Origin of the sequence: Agrobacterium sp. BT-220-3, from assembly GCF_025910175.1 — a bacterium.
In the GTDB taxonomy this organism is placed as follows: Bacteria; Pseudomonadota; Alphaproteobacteria; order Rhizobiales; family Rhizobiaceae; genus Agrobacterium; species Agrobacterium oryzihabitans.
The window spans coordinates 1,129,009-1,146,160 of the sequence record NZ_JAPAIX010000001.1 but is presented as its reverse complement, the minus strand read 5'-3'; the positions used below and the strand labels follow the sequence as shown (position 1 = coordinate 1,146,160).

Annotated in this window: 16 protein-coding genes and 1 tRNA gene; 12 read left to right on the top strand and 5 right to left on the bottom strand. The window is 60.8% G+C overall.

Features of this window, described 5'->3' with window-relative positions:
• Nucleotides 1–350 precede the first annotated feature (350 nt).
• The 3 genes from OK142_RS05825 to OK142_RS05815 all read left to right on the top strand — a co-directional run bounded on the left by OK142_RS05825 (nucleotide 351) and on the right by OK142_RS05815 (nucleotide 3,016).
• Nucleotides 351–427 (top strand) — tRNA-His (locus tag OK142_RS05825).
• Between the two features lie 220 nt (nucleotides 428–647).
• On the top strand, nucleotides 648–2,279 hold the full coding sequence (locus OK142_RS05820; protein WP_498681572.1) for a Ppx/GppA phosphatase family protein: 1,632 nt from the start codon (nucleotides 648–650) through the stop codon (nucleotides 2,277–2,279).
• Nucleotides 2,276–3,016, top strand: a complete 741-nt coding sequence (locus OK142_RS05815) for an RlmE family RNA methyltransferase (RefSeq protein WP_498681570.1) — start codon at nucleotides 2,276–2,278, stop codon at nucleotides 3,014–3,016. The genes OK142_RS05820 and OK142_RS05815 overlap by 4 nt, the downstream gene beginning before the upstream one ends.
• Before the next feature lie 3 nt (nucleotides 3,017–3,019).
• On the opposite strand, the gene OK142_RS05810 is transcribed toward OK142_RS05815, so the two are convergent.
• Complete coding sequence (locus OK142_RS05810; RefSeq protein ID WP_498681569.1) at nucleotides 3,020–4,417, bottom strand: MDR family MFS transporter; 1,398 nt, start codon at nucleotides 4,415–4,417, stop codon at nucleotides 3,020–3,022.
• Between the two features lie 210 nt (nucleotides 4,418–4,627).
• On the opposite strand from OK142_RS05810, the gene OK142_RS05805 reads away from it, so the two are divergent.
• From OK142_RS05805 to OK142_RS05785, 5 genes are all read left to right on the top strand, one after another.
• Nucleotides 4,628–5,629, top strand: a complete 1,002-nt coding sequence (locus tag OK142_RS05805) for an MBL fold metallo-hydrolase (protein ID WP_498681744.1) — start codon at nucleotides 4,628–4,630, stop codon at nucleotides 5,627–5,629.
• 179 nt (nucleotides 5,630–5,808) lie between these two features.
• Nucleotides 5,809–7,314: an IMP dehydrogenase gene (gene guaB, locus OK142_RS05800; protein WP_035241640.1), complete on the top strand. Its 1,506-nt coding sequence runs from the start codon at nucleotides 5,809–5,811 to the stop codon at nucleotides 7,312–7,314.
• Between the two features lie 112 nt (nucleotides 7,315–7,426).
• Nucleotides 7,427–7,828, top strand: a complete 402-nt coding sequence (locus tag OK142_RS05795; RefSeq protein WP_003493971.1) for an MAPEG family protein — start codon at nucleotides 7,427–7,429, stop codon at nucleotides 7,826–7,828.
• Between the two features lie 149 nt (nucleotides 7,829–7,977).
• Complete coding sequence (gene adhP, locus OK142_RS05790; protein WP_003493972.1) at nucleotides 7,978–9,006, top strand: alcohol dehydrogenase AdhP; 1,029 nt, start codon at nucleotides 7,978–7,980, stop codon at nucleotides 9,004–9,006.
• 118 nt (nucleotides 9,007–9,124) lie between these two features.
• On the top strand, nucleotides 9,125–10,000 hold the full coding sequence (locus OK142_RS05785) for a dienelactone hydrolase family protein (protein ID WP_498681567.1): 876 nt from the start codon (nucleotides 9,125–9,127) through the stop codon (nucleotides 9,998–10,000).
• Nucleotides 10,001–10,236: 236 nt separating this feature from the next.
• Here the strand turns inward: OK142_RS05785 and moaB are convergent, their stop codons facing one another.
• The 4 genes from moaB to OK142_RS05765 all read right to left on the bottom strand — a co-directional run bounded on the left by moaB (nucleotide 10,237) and on the right by OK142_RS05765 (nucleotide 14,753).
• A complete protein-coding gene (gene moaB, locus OK142_RS05780; RefSeq protein ID WP_035242005.1) occupies nucleotides 10,237–10,782 on the bottom strand; it encodes a molybdenum cofactor biosynthesis protein B in 546 nt (181 codons plus the stop codon).
• Nucleotides 10,783–10,808: 26 nt separating this feature from the next.
• Nucleotides 10,809–11,693, bottom strand: a complete 885-nt coding sequence (locus OK142_RS05775) for a 4-(cytidine 5'-diphospho)-2-C-methyl-D-erythritol kinase (RefSeq protein WP_003493975.1) — start codon at nucleotides 11,691–11,693, stop codon at nucleotides 10,809–10,811.
• 6 nt (nucleotides 11,694–11,699) lie between these two features.
• A complete protein-coding gene (locus OK142_RS05770) occupies nucleotides 11,700–13,547 on the bottom strand; it encodes a tetratricopeptide repeat protein (protein ID WP_080600246.1) in 1,848 nt (615 codons plus the stop codon).
• Nucleotides 13,548–13,736: 189 nt separating this feature from the next.
• On the bottom strand, nucleotides 13,737–14,753 hold the full coding sequence (locus OK142_RS05765; RefSeq protein ID WP_003493979.1) for a polyprenyl synthetase family protein: 1,017 nt from the start codon (nucleotides 14,751–14,753) through the stop codon (nucleotides 13,737–13,739).
• Nucleotides 14,754–14,864: 111 nt separating this feature from the next.
• Between OK142_RS05765 and OK142_RS05760 the strand changes: the two genes are divergently transcribed.
• The 4 genes from OK142_RS05760 to OK142_RS05745 all read left to right on the top strand — a co-directional run bounded on the left by OK142_RS05760 (nucleotide 14,865) and on the right by OK142_RS05745 (nucleotide 17,074).
• The gene (locus tag OK142_RS05760) at nucleotides 14,865–15,095 is read left to right on the top strand and encodes a putative signal transducing protein (protein WP_003493981.1); all 231 of its coding nucleotides are present in this window, start codon (nucleotides 14,865–14,867) and stop codon (nucleotides 15,093–15,095) included.
• Between the two features lie 7 nt (nucleotides 15,096–15,102).
• A complete protein-coding gene (locus tag OK142_RS05755; RefSeq protein ID WP_498681742.1) occupies nucleotides 15,103–15,903 on the top strand; it encodes a tRNA1(Val) (adenine(37)-N6)-methyltransferase in 801 nt (266 codons plus the stop codon).
• Between the two features lie 89 nt (nucleotides 15,904–15,992).
• Complete coding sequence (locus OK142_RS05750) at nucleotides 15,993–16,859, top strand: S49 family peptidase (protein WP_035218803.1); 867 nt, start codon at nucleotides 15,993–15,995, stop codon at nucleotides 16,857–16,859.
• Between the two features lie 20 nt (nucleotides 16,860–16,879).
• The gene (locus tag OK142_RS05745) at nucleotides 16,880–17,074 is read left to right on the top strand and encodes an NfeD family protein (RefSeq protein WP_020813606.1); all 195 of its coding nucleotides are present in this window, start codon (nucleotides 16,880–16,882) and stop codon (nucleotides 17,072–17,074) included.
• Nucleotides 17,075–17,152: the final 78 nt, after the last annotated feature.

Below are 17,152 nucleotides of genomic sequence, written 5' to 3'. Positions count from 1 at the left end.
CGAAACCTATTCTGGCACTACCGGACCTTGCGAGGCTTTGTCAGCTTCCTCATGAAGCTGAAACGTAAACCCGCTGAGGCACCACGTTAACAGAATTTTAAATAACTTCACAGGCCAGCCGGGTCCACCATCCGCTGGATGAATCGCCAAATAGAGTTAATATGAACAGGCCTTCGGCGAGGCCGTGGCCGAGTGCGGGCGAGACCGCCGGCTGACACTTGCCGTTCGCCCCACGGCAGGAAAAGCACTTGCCTTTCGATGCCTTTTTTCGCAAAATTCAATGAGGCACTTGCAAATGGGGGAAACTCCTTTTATGTCACCCCCCGTGACGCCGGTTCGGCGTTTCATGTGCGGTTGTAGCTCAGTTGGTTAGAGCGCAGGTTTGTGGCACCTGAGGTCGGTGGTTCGACCCCACTCAACCGTACCATTCCCTTCTCCCGATAAGTTCAAATGCTACAAGGACTTACCGGGAGATGGGAGTATTTTCTCCGTTTCACGGTTTCCGAAAATCCTCAGAAATCATTGCCGCTGTTTTGCCAGCCCGCGCACAGCCTTTGCTTGCGTGTGAACGCGTTGCCGTTTTCATACCCCCAAAAACCATTTGGCTAAAATCTCTTGCGCTGGTATTGTCGGCCCAACGAAACCTTATGAAAGCCAGCAGCATAGCGTCTACGCTTGTGCGCGGCGAAATGGACAAGACAGTGATCGACCCCGGAAACGGCCCAAAGCCGTCGGACCAAGGGGCGTCGGTGGCAAACAAAGGGAAAGCGAAGCGATCCCGTCGTGGCAAGAAACACAAGCGTGACGGTAAACCCCGTGACGCTGCTGTGCTGTCGCATGATGTTGCCGCGGATGTTCCGGCCGGTTCCCCCCATATATCGGCTCTCGAGCCGGATTCCGAGCCGCGCAAGAGAAAGCGTCGCCGGCGTTCCCGCGGCAAAGGCGCTTCTCAGCAGACGACGTCTGCGCCCGGCGAGCAGGTGCAGGCCTCGACCTCACCCGATGTCAGCAACCCTTCATCGGTGCCCCCAAGCGGCGGCCGCAAGTCGCGCAACCGCAAGCGGGCTCATCGCGATCCACGCGGTCGTGATCCGCAGGGCCGCCCGCTGGTCCCTTCCCATGCGCCGAGACATGTCGGCAAGCAGAATGGCCGCGCCAATGGGGCGGCTCAGGAAACGCACCGGCAACAATCTGAAATTTCCGCCCGTCACGCCGGCCGCCATCACGATCATGGCGCGGAACAGGCGACGGATATGTATGCGGCGCTCGATCTTGGCACCAATAATTGCCGTCTCTTGATCGCGCAGCCGACACGGCCCGGCCAGTTCCGGGTTGTCGACGCCTTTTCGCGTATCGTCCGGCTGGGCGAGGGCCTGGTGTCGAGCGGCCGGCTTTCCGATGATGCGATGGACCGCGCGGTCGAGGCTCTCAAGGTCTGCTCCTCGAAACTCGCCGGTCGCCCGATCAGGCGCATGCGGCTGATCGCCACCGAAGCCTGCCGGGCCGCGTCCAATGGCGAGGAGTTTCTGGAGCGGGTCACCCGCGAAACGGGGCTCAAGCTTGAAATCATCAGCCGCGAGACGGAAGCCCGCCTTGCGGTATCGGGTTGCGCCTCCCTTGTCGGGCGCGAAGCGCGTTCGGTGGTGCTGTTCGATATCGGTGGCGGATCGTCCGAAATTGCGGTCATCAAGGTCGGTGAGAACCGTTCCAACCGGCTTGCCAACCACATTACCCACTGGACATCGCTTCCGGTCGGCGTCGTCACCCTTTCGGAACGCCATGGCGGCCGCGATGTGACGCCTGATGTCTTCGCGGCCATGGTGCGGGAAGTCGAGGGGCTGCTCGATGCGTTCCATTGCCCGCCTCTGGCGCCGCTTGCCCACCACGAGGATTTTCACCTCATCGGAACCTCGGGGACGGTGACGACGCTTGCCGGTGTTCATCTCGATCTGCCGCGCTATGATCGCCGCAAGGTGGATGGCCTCTGGCTTTCCGACGCCGAGGTGACGGCGATGCAGGACAAGCTTCTGGCCTGGGATTTCGCCGGCCGCGCCGCCAATGCCTGCATCGGTCCTGACAGGGCCGATCTGGTTCTGGCCGGCTGCGCCATTCTCGAGGCCATTCGCCGCCGCTGGCCGGCGCGGCGCATGCGCGTGGCCGATCGCGGTCTGCGCGAAGGGCTCCTGACGGATATGATGGCGGATGACGGCGCATGGCGGCGCAACCGCATAAGGCGCATGCAGATGACACGGCAGGACAGGACGGAAGGTTTGACATGAGCAAGGCGCCCACAAGCACCAATCGCACCGGCCGAAAAATCGGCCAGAAGGTCAAGAAGACCAAGCTCAAGGCCTCATCGCGCCGTTGGCTGGAACGTCATATCAATGACCCCTACGTCCAGCGCGCCAAGCTTGAGGGCTATCGCGCCCGCGCCGCCTTCAAGCTTCTGGAAATCAACGACAAGCACCAGATATTGAAGGGTGCGACCCGCATCATCGACCTTGGTGCGGCACCCGGAAGCTGGTCGCAGATCGCTTCCAAGGTGACGGATTCCACCGAGGACGATATCCGCGTCGCCGCCATCGATTTTCTCGAGATCGATCCCATCCCCGGCGTGAAGATCCTGCAGCTCGACTTCCTTGATCCGACCGCACCGGACCAGTTGATGGAAGCCGTGGGCGGCACGCCGGATCTGGTACTGTCCGACATGGCGGCACCCACCACCGGCCACCAGAAGACCGACCACATCCGCACCATGCATCTGTGCGAAGTCGCAGCCGATTTCGCGGTTCAGGTGCTGGCGGAAGGCGGCCATTTCCTTGCCAAGACCTTCCAGGGCGGCACGGAAAAGGCATTGCTGGATATGCTGAAGCAGAACTTCAAGCAGGTGCTGCACATCAAGCCGGCGTCGTCACGCTCGGAATCGGTCGAAATGTTCCTGCTTGCCAAGCACTTCAAGGGCCGCAGAAGCGCGCCCGCAATCGATGCGGACGCCACCGAGGCGGCCGAAGACTGATCATTACTCCGCCGGTTGCGAGACCTTGCCGCGGTGGCCGGAAACGGCCGCCCCGGCCTGTGCATCCATGCGGATGATCGGCACGATGGCGAAGAGCGAGACGAGCGCGACGATGGTGAAGGCGATGTGAAAATCGGCAAGCTGCAGATGCGTGCCGGACATCATGCTGCTGACTTCCAGAATGGAAGCGGCGAAAGCCACGCCGAGCGCCAGGCTGATCTGCTGCATCACCGAGGCCATCGAGGTCGCCTGACTTGCCTGGCTGTCCTCGATATCGGAATAGCTGAGCGCGTTCGATCCGGTGAAGAAGAACGACCGGGCAAATCCCGCCGTGACCAGGAAGATCATGATCAGGGGGTAGGGGGTCTCAGGCGTGAAGAAACTGTTGGCGAGCGTGGTGCAGGCGCCGACGATGCCGGCCCCGATCAACGTCGATTTGAACCCCGTAGCGGCAAAGACCCGCTTGGCCATGAATTTCGTGGTGATCGCGCCAATCGCACCCGCAAAGGTGATCATGCCGGACTGAAACGGATTGAGCCCGAAACCGATCTGCAGCATCAGCGGCATCAGGAACGGGATGGCACCCGTCGAAATGCGGAAAATGGTGCCGCCAACGGAGGCCGCCCGGAAGGTCGCATTCTGAAAAATGCGGAAATCCAGAATGGGCGCGGGATGGCGTGCGGCGTGGCGGATGTAAAGAAAACCGCAGATAAAACCGATGATCGTTGAGGCGATGCCGATGGCGGGCGGCAATGCCGGTAGGCTGACCACCGAAACGCCGAAGACAACGCCCGAGGCGGCAATGCCGGACAATATGAAACCCTTGCCGTCCATTGGCGGCGGATTGGTGGTTTCGATTTCCGGCAGGAAGATCGTTGACAGCCAGATGCCGATGACGCCGATGGGAACGTTAATCAGGAAAATCCAGTGCCATGAAAAATAGGTGGTGATGAAACCGCCGATCGGCGGGCCGGTGAGCGGCCCCACAAGCGCCGGTATCGTCAACAGCGCCATGGCGGAGACGAGTTCGGTCCGTTTCGTCGTTCGAAGCAGAACGAGACGGCCAACGGGCGTCATCATCGCGCCGCCCATGCCTTGCAGGAAGCGCGAGAGCACGAATTCGAACACCGACGACGAGACCGCGCAACAGATGGACCCGACAACGAAGACGCCGATGGCGAAACGGAAGATTTTCTTAGCGCCATATTTGTCGGCCATCCAGCCGCTGATCGGAATGAAGATCGCCAGAGACACCATATAGGCCGTCAGCGCGAGCTTGAGCGTGATGGGGCCGACATTGAGGTCGGCTGCAATCGCCGGAAGCGAGGTTGCAATGACGGTGGAGTCCATCTGCTCCATGAAGAGAGCGACTGCCAGGATCAGGGGAATGATGCGGTTCATGAGGCTGCCTGCGGCTTTCCGCTGCGACAAAGGATATCGCCGTTCCTCCTACGCCTGATAAGCGGGCTTGCCAACACGTTAATTATCAATTTCTCAAGTTCCGATCAAACCTGCGTGAGGCCGGTTTCCTTGCAACTTTCTCGCTCTATTGTCCGTTGGGCACAGTTCAGTTGGCGATCATGGCCAGTTGGCGCTATCGGAGACAAGATGATGACCCAATCCTTGAGCATGAGCAGACGCGGCCTCATTGGCGCAGCCGGCGCAAGCGTCCTCGGCGCACCGCTATTGATGACACGCACTGCCACGGCCCAGACGAGCCAGCCGCAAACCTCCATGGAGATCAAACACGCCATGCCACCTGAAACCAATCGCTTCAAGCTCGGCAATTTCGAAGTGCTGGTGGTGAAGGACGGCGCGCGCGCGGCGCCCAATCCGGGCGAGACCTTCGGCACGGATCAGTCGGCGGAAACCGTCGGCAAGCTGCTGGAAGACAATTTTCTGCCGAAGGACCAGTTCGTCAATTCCTTCTCGCCTGTCCTCGTCAATACCGGCACGGACCTCGTGCTGTTCGACACCGGTTTCGGTGAAGCGGGCCGTGACGCCGGCAATGGCCGTCTGCTTGAAGGCATGGCGGCTGCCGGTTACTCGCCTGAGGATGTGACCGTGGTGGTGCTGACCCACATGCACGGCGACCACATAGGCGGGCTGATGGAAAAGGGTGCGCCGGCTTTCGAAAAGGCGCGCTACGTCTTCGGTCAGGCGGAATATGATTTCTGGACGGACGGGAAGCGGGTCGGCACACCGGCCGAAGGCGGCCAGAAGGGCGTCATCGCCAACGTCAAGCCGCTGGCGGAAAAGGCGACCTTCATCGGTGATGGTGCCGATGTGGTGTCCGGCATCACCGGCATTGCGGCTTTCGGCCATTCACCGGGACACATGATCTTCCGGGTCGAATCGGAAGGCAAGCAGCTGATCCTGACGGCGGACACGGCCAATCATTTCGTCCTGTCGCTGCAAAGGCCGGACTGGGAGGTCAAGTTCGACATGGACAAGGCGGCAGCGGCAGCAACCCGCAAGAAGGTTTACGACATGATCGCCACCGACCGGCTGCCTTTCCTCGGCTATCACATGCCTTTCCCTTCTGTCGGTTATGCGGAAAAGCTGGATACGGGTTATCGTTTCGTGCCGAAATCCTACCAGTTCGACATCTGATCTCTGCTGCAATGCAGCAACAGAAGAAGCCCGGAAGGCAATTCCGGGTTTTTTCTATTCCCTTCCTGTCATGAACGTGTTACCAGCCCTCGCCAACTTCCAAGCAATCCTTGCAGGGCGCCGGGGTGAACTTTTCGTTCCGGAACGGCCACGCATTTTCATTATGAAGGAATTTGGTCATGGCACGCATCATTCAAACACCCACTGGTTTGGACGCTCTCACATTTGACGATGTGTTGCTGCAACCCGGACATTCCGAGGTTATGCCGGGACAGACGAATATCGCAACCCGCATTGCCCGCGATATCGATCTCAACCTTCCGATCCTCTCTTCCGCCATGGACACGGTCACGGAAGGCCGTCTTGCCATCGCCATGGCCCAGGCCGGCGGCATCGGCGTCATCCACCGTAACCTGACCCCCATCGAGCAGGCCGAAGAAGTCCGTCAGGTGAAGAAGTTCGAAAGCGGCATGGTCGTCAACCCGGTCACGATCGGCCCGGACGCCACGCTTGCAGAAGCGCAGGCCTTGATGAAGGCGCACGGCATTTCCGGTATTCCGGTGGTTGAAAACGGTGGTTCCGGTGGCCACAAGAACGGCCGCCTCGTCGGCATTCTGACCAACCGCGACGTGCGCTTCGCCTCCGATCCGCAGCAGAAGATCTACGAGCTGATGACCCGCGAAAATCTGGTCACGGTCAAGGAAAGCAGCGTCGATCAGCAGGAAGCGCGCCGCCTGCTGCACAAGCACCGCATCGAAAAGCTGCTGGTGGTGGATGGGAAGGGCAATTGCGTCGGCCTCATCACCGTCAAGGACATCGAGAAGTCGCAGCTTAACCCGAATGCCACCAAGGATGCGCAGGGCCGCCTTCGCGCCGCCGCCGCCATCAGCGTCGGGGCCGATGCCATTGAGCGCGCCGAGCGCCTCATCGATGCCGGCGTCGACCTTCTGGTTGTCGATACCGCGCACGGCCATTCGCAGCGCGTGCTCGATGCCGTTTCGGTGGTTAAGAAGATGTCGAACTCGGTTCGCATCATTGCCGGCAATGTCGCCACCGCTGACGGCACCAAGGCGCTGATCGACGCCGGCGCTGACGGCGTCAAGGTCGGCATCGGCCCCGGTTCCATCTGCACCACCCGCATCGTCGCCGGCGTCGGCGTTCCACAGCTTGCCGCGATCATGGCCTCGGTCGAAGTCGCCAATGCGGCAGACATTCCCGTTATCGCCGATGGCGGCATCAAATTCTCGGGCGATCTGGCCAAGGCCATTGCCGCCGGTGCCTCCGCCGTCATGATCGGCTCGCTTTTGGCCGGCACGGATGAAAGCCCGGGTGAGGTGTTCCTCTATCAGGGCCGTTCTTTCAAGGCCTATCGCGGCATGGGTTCCGTTGGCGCCATGGCGCGCGGTTCCGCAGACCGTTATTTCCAGGCGGAAGTGCGCGACACGCTGAAGCTCGTTCCGGAAGGCATCGAAGGTCAGGTTCCCTACAAGGGACCGGTCTCCGGCGTTCTGCACCAGCTGGCCGGCGGCTTGAAGGCAGCCATGGGTTATGTCGGCGGCGGCACCATCAAGGAATTCCAGGAACGCGCCACCTTCGTGCGCATCTCCAGCGCCGGCCTGCGTGAAAGCCACGCCCACGACGTGACGATCACCCGCGAAAGCCCGAACTACCCCGGCGCAGTTTGATCTTTCGAGGCGAATCCGTAAAAGGATAGTGAGTATTTGGCGCTTCCCGATTCACGCCGGATCGGGGAGCGTTTTCATGATTGGAGGAGAAAGCATGTCACCGACGACCGCAATGTTCTGGCCGATGATCGCCCATGTCTTTCTCGTTTTCTGGCTCTACGGGCTGCTGCTCTACCGTCGCAAGAAATACACCTTCACGGATCGTGAATCGGCCATCCGGCTTCGCGACAAGAGCGAGGAAGCGCGGGAAAGCTATCTGGTGAACCGCAACATCGCCAACCAGTTCGAACTTCCCGTCCTGTTTCACATCGCCTGCCTGCTGCTTTATATCACCGATGCGGACAATATCGTCACCATCGTGCTGGCCTGGCTGTTCGTGCTCTCGCGCTACGCCCACTCCTATGTCCATGTCACCAGCAACCGCCTGCGTCATCGCGGCGCTTTGTTCGGCATCGGCTTTGTGCTTCTGCTCTGCCTCTGGGGCTGGCTCGCCATCTGGTTGGCTCTGGAATAAAACAGCACCGTCAGGTTGCCTCATAAGTGAGACAATCGCGCCTTTAAAATAACCCGATTTGCGATAGGTCAATTCCATGAGACCTCATCCCCGTTAATCTCTGCCTTGCCGTCGAGGATTTCAGGCGAGCAGAGATTGAGGAGTATGTCATGGCGAAAACAATGAAGGCAGCCGTCGTCCGCGCGTTTGGGAAACCGCTGACCATCGAGGAAGTGGCGATACCGGATCCAGGCCCCGGTGAAATTCTCATCAACTACAAGGCGACGGGCATTTGCCACACGGATCTGCACGCCGCAACGGGCGACTGGCCGGTGAAACCCAACCCGCCCTTCATCCCCGGCCATGAAGGCGTCGGTTATGTCGCGAAGATCGGCGCTGGCGTCACCGGGATCAAGGAGGGCGACCGCGCCGGCACGCCGTGGCTTTATACCGCCTGCGGATGCTGCATTCCCTGCCGCACCGGTTGGGAAACCCTATGCCCGAGCCAGAAGAATTCGGGTTATTCCGTCAATGGCAGCTTTGCCGAATATGGCCTTGCCGATCCGAAATTCGTCGGTCGCCTGCCGGATAATCTGGAATTCGGCCCCGCCGCACCCGTGCTTTGCGCCGGTGTCACCGTTTACAAGGGTCTCAAGGAAACCGAAGTGAGACCCGGTGAATGGGTGGTCATTTCAGGCATTGGCGGGCTTGGCCACATGGCCGTGCAATATGCCAAGGCTATGGGCATGCATGTCGTCGCCGCCGATATTTTCGACGACAAGCTGGAGCTTGCGAAGAAACTCGGAGCCGATGTCACCGTCAACGGCCGCGCGCCGGATGCGGTGGAGCAGGTGCAGAAAGCGACCGGCGGCGTCCACGGCGCGCTGGTGACGGCGGTGTCGCCCAAAGCCATGGAACAGGCTTACGGTTTCCTGCGCTCCAAGGGCACGATGGCGCTTGTCGGCCTGCCGCCGGGCTTCATCTCCATTCCGGTGTTCGACACGGTGCTGAAGCGCATCACGGTGCGTGGCTCCATCGTCGGCACACGGCAGGATCTGGAGGAAGCGCTGACCTTTGCCGGTGAAGGCAAGGTGGCCGCCCACTTCTCCTGGGACAAGCTCGAAAACATCAACGATATCTTCCACCGCATGGAAGAGGGCAAGATCGACGGCCGCATCGTCGTGGACCTCGCCGCCTGATGTGAAAACCTGGCCGCGGCGCTCACGCAAATGTGTGGCGCCGCTTGCCCCCGCCTCGTTCTCCCCGAGACGATCTGCGTTATCCTTCCGCATCCGCGCGTTCAAGGAGGATAGAGCGATGGACAAGCCCAAGATCACGCAGGCCATGATCGACGCTTATGATGAATATACCCATCTCAGCCTCGACCGCCGCAAATTCATGGAAAAGCTCACGGTACTTGCCGGGTCCGGCGCAGCTGCGGCGGCCATCGCGCCGCTCCTTTCGGCCAACAGCGCCCGTGCGGCAATCGTCGCGCCTGACGATGCGGGTATCGTTGCGGAAGAGGTGACATATCCCGCCCCCGGTGGTGAGATGAAGGGTTATCTCGTTACGCCGAAATCCGTTTCCGGCCCCATCGGCTCCGTCATCGTCATCCACGAGAACCGTGGCCTGAACGACCATATTCGCGATGTGGCAAGGCGTGTGGCGCTTGCCGGTTTCAGGGCGCTTGCGGTCGATTTCCTCTCTCCGCAGGGCGGCACGCCTGCGGATGAGGATAAGGCGCGGGAAATGTTCAGCGGCCTCGACATGGAGGCAACGGTCGCCAATGCCGAAGCGGGCCGGGTGTGGCTCGCCGCAAGACAGGGTGCGAATGGCAAGGTCGGTGCGGTTGGCTTCTGCTGGGGCGGCGGGCTGGTTAACCGTTTCGCCACCAAATCGGCAGGCCTGAATGCCGGCGTCACCTATTACGGCCAGCAGGCCCCGGCGGCCGATGTGCCTGATATCAAGGCGCCGCTGCTCTTGCACTATGCGGGTCTCGATGAGCGCATCAATGCCGGCATCGATGCCTATAAGAAGGCGCTGGAGGAAAACGGCAAGACCTTCGAAATCTTCGTCTATGACGGCGTCAACCACGCCTTCAACAACGATACGTCCTCGGCGCGATACGACAAGGCAGCTGCCGATCTCGCCTGGGGCCGGACGACGGAGTTCTTCAAGAAATATCTGGCGTGATGGGGTTTTTGAGGTGTGCATTGTCTGCGAGCCGGAGGCGGGTGGGGCTTTACCCCCCCTCTGCCCTGCCGGGCATCTCCTCCTCAAGGGGGGAGATCGGCAGGAGGCGCTACCGCCACTTCATTCACAAATGTTGAGATGGGCGAGACCCAACCACGAGTCGATCTCCCCCCTTGAGGGGGAGATGCCCGGCAGGGCAGAGGGGGGTAAGCTCCACGCGCCCTCGATCCGCTGATCTAAACGCCACCAGCCCCACGCTTCAAATGCTCATCCAGCCTCGGCATGATCTCCACAAAATTGCAGGGCAAGTGGCGATAATCGAGCTGAGCCTTGAGAATACCGTCCCACGCATCTTTGCACGCACCCGGCGAGCCCGGCAGCACGAAGATGAAGGTCGCATTCGCCACGCCGCCGGTCGCCCGTGACTGGATGGTGGCGGTGCCGATCTTTTCATAGGAAATGCGATGGAAGATGGCGGAAAACCCGTCCATGCGCTTTTCGAACAGCGGTTCCAGCGCCTCGGGTGTCACGTCGCGGCCGGTAAAACCGGTGCCGCCGGTGGTGATGACCACATCCACACCCTCGGTGAGGGTCCAGTCACGCACGGTATTGAAAATGGCTTGCCTGTCGTCCGGAGCAATGGCGCGGGCGGCAAGACGATGTCCCGCCTCTTCAAGGCGGGCGACGAGCGTATCGCCGGATTTGTCATTCTCCAGCGTGCGGCTGTCCGAAACGGTCAAGACCGCAATGCCGAGAGGAATGAAGGGTCTTTCGCCTGCCATGGTCTTATCCTCGATCTGCTCGCTTATCAAATTGTCCGCGTCGCCTGAAAATACCAGCCGGGCCGGCTCTCTCGAAGCGACATTTCGGCTTTGTGAGCCGCCTCGACGGAATGAAAAATCCCGAAACAGGTCGCACCCGAACCGGACATGCGCACAGGGGTGGCGCCTTCCTGCGACAGCAGCTCGACGATCTCGCCGATTTCCGGCAGCAGAACCTGTGCGGGCGGTTGCAGATCGTTTCGGCTTTGGCCGAGAAAATCCATCCATCTGCCTGATGTCCGCTCCGGTAGCGGTGGATTGTTCTTGGTCTGCAATCGCCGGAAAATCTCCGGCGTCGAAACCGCCTTCAGCGGGTTGGCAAGCACCAGAAAGAGTTCCGGCAGGTCGGTGACTGCCTCGATATTCTCGCCGATACCCCGCGCGACGAGGGAGCGGCTTTCAAGGCACATCGGCACATCCGCACCAAGTGTAAGCGCGAGGGAGGCGAGCCTTTGCGGATCGATGCTCGCATGCCAGTGACGCAACAGGCCCCGAAGGGTCGCGGCCGCATCCGCCGAGCCGCCGCCGATGCCGGAAGCGACCGGCAGGTTCTTTTCGAGATGAATGGCGACCGGGCGGGCCGGTTGACCGGTTGAGACAAGAGCGTCGCGCAGCAGGTCCCTGGCGCGGGTGACGAGGTTATCACCGCCATCGCCAGCGCGCAGAAGATCACCAAAGGGACCGGAGATGGAGAAACTGTCGGCATCGGCTTCGCGAATGCGGATCACGTCGCCGGCTTCCGCAAATGCCACCAGCGTTTCGAGCAGATGGTAACCATCCGCCCGTTGGCCGGTCACATGCAGCGCCAGATTGATCTTGGCCGGGGCCGCCTCGATTGTCTCGGTGGCCCCGGAAACATCATGCACGCGCATGCGGCGTCAGGATTTCTTGTCCGGAGTGGCGGCCGGTGCCGGAGCCGGAGGAGCAGGCGGGGGCGGCGCCACTTCCTTCTTGGCGGTATTTTCGGCATCCTTTTCCAGGGGCGGCAGGCCGTTGGCGATCTTTTCGTTCACCTTGGCCTTGTCCACATCGTCGCTGTCGCCGATCAGGGCGCGGTTCCACTGATAGACCGCCTCGATCTTGCGGCCGACGCGCCAGTAGGCATCACCCAGATGGTCGTTGATCGTCGGATCACCGGCCTTGAGTTCGATTGCCCGCTCCAGTTCGGTCACGGCTTCATCGAAGGCGCCAAGACGATAATGCGCCCAGCCAAGCGAGTCGACGATGTAACCGTCATTCGGGCGAAGCTCGACGGCGCGGCTGATCATCTTCATGCCGTCATCGAGGTTGATGCCTTTGTCCACCCATGAGTAGCCGAGATAGTTCAGCACCTGCGGCTGCTCGGGGTTCAATTCCAATGCCCGCTTGAAATTCGGCTCGGCCTTGTCCCATTCCTTCAGCCGCTCATAGGCGATGCCGCGCTGGAAGAACACGGACCAGTCGGATTTCTGCGGCACGGCACCGATCACCTCGATGGCCTTGTCGTAGTTTTCGGCCATGGCGCGGTAGTCCTTGGCGTCCGACAGCACGCTGCCATAGGCGAGATAGGAACGGACGTCCTTCGGATCGGATTCGAGCAGGGATTTGAGATGCGTGCGCGCCTCGTCCACCTTGCCGGTCTGCGCAAGCGTCAATCCGAGCTGCAGCTCGGAGATGCGGTACATCGGCGAATCCTTCGGCACATCGCGGTAAAAGGCGATGGCGCGCTCCGGCTGCTTCATGGCTTCAGCAAGCCCGCCGAGAAGAATGAGCGTGTCCGGGCTCTTCTGATCGAGCGCGCGCGATGTCTGCAAATAAAGCGTGACGATTTCTTCGGCACCTTCGCGGTTCAAAGCACCAGCGATGGAGAACATGACGCTGGCGGCACCCTCCACGGCATTGGTGATCTGCTGCTCGGGCTTGTCACCACTTTCGATAGACTGACGAAGCGCTTTCAGCGGTGCGTAATTCGGTGCGAAAGTATCGCCGACCGCGATCGCATCAAGCGCCTTCTGCTTGTTGCCGGCGGAAGCTTCGAGCCGGGCAAGCGCCATCACCGCGCGCATATAGGTATCGGAAGCGGTTGCCCCGCCTTCGCGATCCGTCACCGCCTCGTTCAGGCTCTTGCGCGCGGCTTCGGTGTTGCCGGCGACAAGGGCGATCGCTGCCGCATTGTATTTCTGGAAAATCGAGATCCAGCCGGGCCCCTTCATGTTGTTGACGAGGGCCAGCGCTTCCTTCGGCTTGCCGGAACCGGCGCGTGCCCAGGCGGTCAAAAGCGTGTTGACCATGCGGTCGAGATCGTTCGGGCCGGTATATTTCAGGATCTTCTCGGCCTTGGCGAAGTCCTTGTCCTTGATGGCGTCGAGACCGCGCACGATGGTCGTCACGCGTTCGACGGAGGTGTCATCCTTCATCGAATCGGCGATCTTGGCGCCGGCCTCGAAATTGCCGCTCAGAAGTTCGGCGATCATCAGGCGCTGGCGGATTTCCGTATTGGCCGGATCGAATTCCAGCGCCTTCTTGTAGAGCGAAATCGCGGTGGGATAATCCTGGTCGACGTCGGCATTGCGTCCGGCGAGGAAGGCGCCGGAGAAGGTGTTCACCTTGCCGGGATCGAACGTGACGGCCTTGTCTTCCGGTTTCGCCTTCGTTTCCGCAAAGCCGGGGCTGGCACCCGCGCCGATTGCGAGAGCGGCGGCAAGAGCCGCGCTGCAGAGAAGACGGAGTGCTGGTTTACGCCGCATGAGGGAACCTTTGCCTTTGTGCAGAAGCACGGAAAAATCAGTTTCCATTGTTTGGTCACGATAGAATGGCTTTTTTGAAGCAGCCCCGCAAGAAATTATGGCCCGGCCACAATCACGCCTTGCGGAGAAGCTGGCCCGAAACATCGGGCGGATGGCCTGTCCATCCGCCGTTTGTTTGGGGCCTGGGCGTCAGTTGAGACGCTCGATGCAGAAGTCGATCACTTCCAGAAGCGCATTTTTCCACGGGCTCTCGGGCAGCGGTGCGAGCGCATCGCGGGCAATGGTGCCGTAATGCGTGGCACGGCCGATCGTATCGCCAAGACCATTGTACTTGGTGATCAGGCCCAGCGCCTTTTCGAGGTTCTCATCGCTGCTTTCGCCCTTTTCGATGGCGTTGCGCCAGAAGGCGCGCTCATCCTGCGTGCCGCGACGATAGGACAGGATGACCGGCAGCGTGATCTTGCCTTCGCGGAAATCGTCACCGGTATTCTTGCCGAGATCGGCGGACTTGCCGCCGTAATCCAGCACGTCGTCGACGAGCTGGAAGGCGAGGCCGAGATTCATGCCGTAGGATTTGAGCGCGCTGCGGGTCGCCTTGTCGGTCTTGGCAACGATGGGCCCCACTTCCGCCGCCGCTGCAAACAGGGCGGCGGTCTTGGCGCGAATCACCTGAAGATAGTCGTCCTCGGTCGTCTCCATGTTCTTGGCGACCGAAAGCTGCAGCACCTCACCCTCGGCGATGACCGAGGCAGCAGTGGACAGCACGTCGAGCGCATCGAGCGAGCCGACATCCACCATCATACGGAAGGCCTGGCCGAGCAGGAAGTCGCCGACGAGAACGCTTGCCTGGTTGCCCCAGATGGTGCGGGCTGTGGATTTTCCACGGCGCAGGTCGCTCTCATCCACCACGTCGTCATGCAGAAGCGTCGCCGTGTGCATGAATTCCACGCTGGTGGCGAGCTTGATGTGGTGGTCGCCCTCGTAGCCGAACATCGAGGCCGAGGCGAGCGTCAGCATCGGCCGCAGGCGCTTGCCGCCCGACGAGATCAAATGGTTGGCCACCTCAGGTATCATCTGGACATCGGAACCGGCCTTGGAAAGGATAAGCTGGTTCACCCGTTCCATGTCGGGGCGGGTCAGGTCGACAAGCGGCTTGACGGATGCGAGTTTGTTTTTGCTTTCTTCAAGCGGTATGACGACGCCCAAGGGACAGGACTCCTGTTCGAATTTGAATTCGACAATAAAAACTGGCGCCTGTCGCGGCAAGGGGCGAATTGCCGCTAGCCATTCAAAAAGATGGGAATTTAGGGCTTATCCATGCGTGAACTGATCCGTACCAACGATGCCGTGCTTCTGTCCTTCGCCGAAAGCCTGATGAAGGACGCCGGGATCCACTGCCTCGTCGCCGATCAGGCGATGAGCATTCTGGAAGGGTCGCTCGGTCTTCTGCCCCGCCGGTTTCTGGTCGAAGAGGATCGTGCCGATCAGGCCCGCCGCATTCTCATGGATGCCGGGCTGGGTGACGAGTTGCGCAACGAAGAGGCTTGACGAGACGGTGGGCGGCGATATTTCCGAAACCATTGATGCATTTCACCGCGGCCGGTTCCACATTCTCCAGCCGAAGGGCAGGGGGCACCGGGCCGGCATGGACGCCATGCTTCTGGCCTCGCTGGTGGCGGATGACCGCGCCTGCCGGATCGCCGATCTCGGCGCCGGCGCGGGTGCGGCGGGCTTTGCGGTCGCAGCCCGGCTCGAAAAGGCGCAAGTGACGCTTTACGAGCGCTCGCCGGAAATGGCGGAATTTGCCCGCCGCAGTCTCGCATTGGCGGAAAACGCTGCCTTTTCCGGCCGTATCGACGTGCGCGAGGCCGATGTGACCCTGCGTGCCAAGGCGCGCATCGAAGCTGGTCTGCCGGACGGGTATTTCCACCACGTCATCATGAACCCGCCCTATAACGATGCGGGTGACCGCCGCACGCCCGATGCCCTGAAGGCCGAGGCCCACGCCATGACGGAGGGCCTGTTCGAGGACTGGATCAGGACCGCGGGCGCAATCATGGTTTCGGGCGGGCAGCTTTCCCTGATTTCACGGCCGCAATCGGTGGCGGAAATCATCGCTGCCTGCGGCAGCCGCTTTGGCGGCATGGAGATAACCCTCATCCATCCGCGCCCCGGGGAAGATGCGGTGCGCATGCTCGTCACGGCCATCAAGGGCTCGCGCGCGAAGCTATCGTTCCGGGCACCGCTCGTCATGCATGAGGCCGAAAGCCACGCCTTCACGCCCCTCGTGGATGACCTGAACAATGGCCGAACCGCCTATCGCCGTAATGTAAAGGCAATCAGGCCCAGCCTATAAAATCGAGGTCCGCAGGCCGCAAACCATTGCGTTTTCCCGGGCGATACATACATGCCTGACCAACAGGCAATTGCTGCGAGGATTGAGTTGTGGGTTTTCTGAAGTATCTGGTACCGAAACGCTTTCGCAAAAAAGAACTCGTGATCCCGGTCGTGCGCATGCATGGCGCGATCATGGCGGGCGGCAACCAGTTTCGCCCCGCTCTCAATCTCGCCTCCTACGCGCCTCTGCTTGAAAAAGCCTTCGCGATCAAGGATGCGCCGGCCGTTGCCATTTCGCTCAACTCTCCCGGCGGCTCACCGGTGCAGGCGCGGATGATCTATAATCGCATCCGCCAGCTTGCCGAGGAGAAGGAAAAGAAGGTCCTGATCTTCGTGGAGGACGTGGCGGCCTCCGGCGGTTACATGATCGCGCTTGCCGGCGACGAGATCATCGCCGACCCCACCTCCATCGTCGGTTCGATCGGTGTCGTCTCGGGCGGTTTCGGTTTTCCGGAAATGCTGCGGAAGATCGGCGTCGAGCGCCGCGTCTATACAGCCGGTGAGAACAAGGCGATCCTTGATCCCTTCCAGCCGGAAAAGGAAGGCGACATCGAATATCTGAAGTCGCTCCAGGTCGAAATCCACAATGTTTTCATCGACATGGTCAAGATGCGTCGCGGCTCGAAACTGAAGGACGATGAGACGCTCTTCTCCGGCCTGTTCTGGACCGGCATGCGCGGTCTCGACCTCGGCCTGATCGACGGGCTGGGCGACATGAGGGAGATTTTGCGCCGCCGCTTCGGCGAAAAGGTCAAGCTTCAGCTCGTCAGCGGCGGACGCTCGCTGTTTGGCAAAAAAGTGCCAGGCGTAAATGCGGCACTCGACCTCAACGCCGAAAGGCTGGCCGCAGGGGCCGTCTCGGGACTTGCGGAGGTTGCCGAAGAAAAGGCATTGTGGTCGCGTTTCGGTCTATGATGTCGCAGGAATAGGGCCTTATGGCGCAGCTGATTACAATTCTTCTTCTGGTGGTGGGATCCGTCATCCTTTACCGCCGCTTCGTTCGGGATGCGGAAAAGCTTTCGGCGAAATCGAAACAGCGCGAGAAGGAACGCGAGACCGGCGCCATCGGCACGCTGATCAAGGACCCGGAAACCGGCGAATACCGCGTGAAGCGCGAGGATGAGACGTAAGGCGGCGTCTCCACGCATAAAACCTTGACCCTCACGCCATGCCGTGGCACGTGTCCGCATCCGAAGTAAGTCAATGCT

Bases quoted from the DNA above. Each gene is read 5' to 3' on its own strand.
- OK142_RS05820 (WP_498681572.1), top strand. From the start codon at position 648: ATGAAAGCCAGCAGCATAGCGTCTACGCTTGTGCGCGGCGAAATGGAC.
- OK142_RS05815 (WP_498681570.1), top strand. From the start codon at position 2,276: ATGAGCAAGGCGCCCACAAGCACCAATCGCACCGGCCGAAAAATCGGC.
- OK142_RS05810 (WP_498681569.1), bottom strand. From the start codon at position 4,417: ATGAACCGCATCATTCCCCTGATCCTGGCAGTCGCTCTCTTCATGGAG.
- OK142_RS05805 (WP_498681744.1), top strand. From the start codon at position 4,628: ATGACCCAATCCTTGAGCATGAGCAGACGCGGCCTCATTGGCGCAGCC.
- guaB (WP_035241640.1), top strand. From the start codon at position 5,809: ATGGCACGCATCATTCAAACACCCACTGGTTTGGACGCTCTCACATTT.
- OK142_RS05795 (WP_003493971.1), top strand. From the start codon at position 7,427: ATGTTCTGGCCGATGATCGCCCATGTCTTTCTCGTTTTCTGGCTCTAC.
- adhP (WP_003493972.1), top strand. From the start codon at position 7,978: ATGGCGAAAACAATGAAGGCAGCCGTCGTCCGCGCGTTTGGGAAACCG.
- OK142_RS05785 (WP_498681567.1), top strand. From the start codon at position 9,125: ATGGACAAGCCCAAGATCACGCAGGCCATGATCGACGCTTATGATGAA.
- moaB (WP_035242005.1), bottom strand. From the start codon at position 10,782: ATGGCAGGCGAAAGACCCTTCATTCCTCTCGGCATTGCGGTCTTGACC.
- OK142_RS05775 (WP_003493975.1), bottom strand. From the start codon at position 11,693: ATGCGCGTGCATGATGTTTCCGGGGCCACCGAGACAATCGAGGCGGCC.
- OK142_RS05770 (WP_080600246.1), bottom strand. From the start codon at position 13,547: ATGCGGCGTAAACCAGCACTCCGTCTTCTCTGCAGCGCGGCTCTTGCC.
- OK142_RS05760 (WP_003493981.1), top strand. From the start codon at position 14,865: ATGCGTGAACTGATCCGTACCAACGATGCCGTGCTTCTGTCCTTCGCC.
- OK142_RS05745 (WP_020813606.1), top strand. From the start codon at position 16,880: ATGGCGCAGCTGATTACAATTCTTCTTCTGGTGGTGGGATCCGTCATC.